This is a genomic window from Geitlerinema sp. CS-897, from assembly GCF_028368005.1.
GTDB classification, from domain to species: Bacteria; Cyanobacteriota; Cyanobacteriia; order Cyanobacteriales; family Geitlerinemataceae; genus Baaleninema; species Baaleninema simplex.
The window spans coordinates 1-2724 of sequence record NZ_JAQNCQ010000152.1 but is presented as its reverse complement, the minus strand read 5'-3'; the positions used below and the strand labels follow the sequence as shown (position 1 = coordinate 2724).

The 2724-nt window shown below is 49.6% G+C and carries 2 protein-coding genes; both read left to right on the top strand.

Annotated features, from left to right (window positions below; genetic code table 11):
• Positions 1–542: 542 nt before the first annotated feature.
• Positions 543–1085 carry a hypothetical protein gene (locus POG22_RS09580; protein ID WP_498904952.1) on the top strand — a complete coding sequence of 181 codons (543 nt, stop codon included), beginning with the start codon at positions 543–545 and terminating at the stop codon, positions 1083–1085.
• A gap of 334 nt (positions 1086–1419) precedes the next feature.
• Entirely contained in the window at positions 1420–2370 is a 951-nt protein-coding gene (locus POG22_RS09575) for a tyrosine-type recombinase/integrase (protein ID WP_498904951.1), read from the top strand.
• Positions 2371–2724 lie beyond the last annotated feature (354 nt).

Below are 2724 nucleotides of genomic sequence, written 5' to 3'. Positions count from 1 at the left end.
TGCCTACGATCGCATGGATGGATAGCCATCGGGTACACATTTATGCCAAAAGAACGGTTGAGCATTAGGGTCTCTGTCTCTAGGCTTCAAAAGCTTAGGCGGATTGCCCAGCAGAGAGAAAAGACAATGACCCAATTGATAGAGGACTGGATCGACAGGTTGCAGGAAGAAAAGCCGCCCTAGAAGGCTTGCCCTGAGCTAAGTCGAAGGGGCGGGGCTTCAAACCCATTGTTTTTGGTAAACGATTCGCGTCAGCTCCTAAAAGCTTTGTATAGCAGGAAGTCTGGGTTGACAGCTCCAGAAATCGATCTCCTTTATTCCCCACACGAATTACATAACTTGTCTAAGATCGCGAACTTAGAGTTATCGCTCAAAAGCCTTAAAGGAAAGCATTTTTGAGCGCCGTGGCTTATCAGTATCGATAAATTAATTGCATACTTTTTAGGAAAAAACCGTATCTTATGTAACAAATTATGTAGTTAGCATATATTATGTAATTAATAGTTTATTGTATAAAAAGATACGGTTTGCAGGAGGAAGTCATGAGTCGAAGAGTTACCATCGCGATGCCAGATGCGCTGTTTGAACGACTTCAACCTGTCAAGCAACACCTTAATATCTCGGCAGTTTGCCAGGAGGCCTTGGAAATGGCTATTCTTCATCAAGAATTAAAAGTCCAAGCGACAGAATCGGAAAATTTGGTCGAGCGCCTACAAGCTGAGAAAAGTATTCTCCTCCGCAAGGTTCAACAAGAAGGATTTGAGTTGGGAATTCGTTCGAGTTCAAAACTTTCCTACAAAGACTTTCGGCACTTCGAGCGAGTCGCCCCTGTCGCCACCCATTTAGATGAAGACGTACTAGAATATCTCTGGACATTTCTAGATCTGAAAGAATACCCTCAGCAATCACGTTTTCACGATCCAGACTTTGCCCAGTTATTAGAATCAGACCCCCAAAGTCGCATTGTTTTTGCCAACGGTTGGTTAGATGGGGTGTTAATGGTATGGAAAACCATTAAAGAGCAAGTCGATCCCAGTCAATATCAGCCCAATTTCGAGAAAAGCACTCCGGCTGACTCAGTTTGAACAAGAGCGCAACGCCCAAACCCCCACCTCGCACCCTAGCAGGTGGGGGCGAGCTTTATTTGGAATTTTAGCTCCCTCGGCGAGAAGCCCCGTGCTGCAGATGAAGGTCAGCGTCGGGATGAGAGCCGAGCGGTAAGGTGGCGGGCAAGCCGTTCAATCAATTACACTGACCTTGCTTCGCCAAACGTCCTGTGGAGTTCTTGGACGACTCGAAAAGCAAAGCATTGCGCCCGGTCGAGCTGTTGTGAAAAACCCGCTGAATTTTGGGTAGCGGAGCAAGAGAAGTCTTTGTCGATTAAGATAATTTGTTAGAAAGGCTCCTTCACACAAGCAAATGACGGTTTCTGTGCGCGATACGTCCCCTCACCCCCTACAACTGTCCGAACCGCTGCCACTATCCCGACATCCGGCAATGGTCTATCTCCACCACTTGGCACCAGGGTCTCGTCCTACCATGCGACAGTCCCTCGACACCATTGCTGCCTTACTCACCCACGGCGAATGTGACGCTCTCACCCTCGACTGGAAACAGCTCCGTTACGAGCATACCTCGGTTGTGCAGAACGCGCTGCTCGAACGATTCGAACCCACCACCGTCTGTAAAATGCTCTCGGCACTCAAACGCGTTTTGGAGGAAGCTCGCAAGCTAGGATTAATATCTGTACGAGATTACAGCGACGCTGTGGAACTGCCAAAAATCCAAGCCAGCAGCAAACTGCAAGGTCGCGCTCTGTCTCAAGAAGAAATTCGCGCACTGATGAAAACGTGCGATCGCGACGAGTCCGTGTTGGGAATTCGCGACGCTGCCTTAATTGCCATCCTGCGCGGGGCGGGATTGCGTCGGGCCGAAGCAGTCAAACTTCGGCTGAAAGATTTTGAAGAGTCCACTGGCGCGTTAGACGTCGTTTGTAGCAAAGGTAGAAAATATCGGCGCGTGTATTTGCCAGAGGTGGCGATCGCTCGAGTCAACGTTTGGCTCGAAGTGCGCGGCGACGAACCCGGACCGTTACTCTGTCCGGTTCGTAAAGGGGGACATATCCAGTACAACCACATGACACCCCAAGCGGTGCTGTGGATTTTGCAGAAGCGAGCAAAACAGGCGGGATTACAGCCGTTCAGCCCCCACGATTTTCGGCGCACCTTCTGTTCGGATTTGTTAGATGCGGGCGTCGATATCGTTACCGTTCAGAAGTTGGCAGGACATTCGTCGCCGACGATGACGGCCAGGTACGATCGCCGGGGAGAAGAGACGAAACGGAAAGCAGTGCAGGTGTTAGATTTGTAAGCCAATGTCCTTGACATTCTCACCGCCCTAGAAGGACGAGAGGGACGGTGAGAATGTCAATTTGTTCGATCGAAGATTAGAAACATAGGATTCTCGCGGTTTTGGCTAAAATCCCATTCGTTTCGGTCAGCGGTGCGGGTGACAGCACGTGAAGGCTCCGCTCGTGAGCGGCTTCCAAATTCCATAAGCTTACAGACTTACAGACTTTGGAAGTGTTGACATCCTCTCTCAGCAACCCTATCGGGTATGCAGGGAGATTCCCTGGTTCACACCAAGGATTTCCTGCTTCTCAACCTCTTGACTAGACTTGAACTCAGATAACTTCAAGTCCCCGCCAGAACGATTCCACAGGCT

Bases quoted from the DNA above. Each gene is read 5' to 3' on its own strand.
- POG22_RS09580 (WP_498904952.1), top strand. From the start codon at position 543: ATGAGTCGAAGAGTTACCATCGCGATGCCAGATGCGCTGTTTGAACGA.
- POG22_RS09575 (WP_498904951.1), top strand. From the start codon at position 1,420: ATGACGGTTTCTGTGCGCGATACGTCCCCTCACCCCCTACAACTGTCC.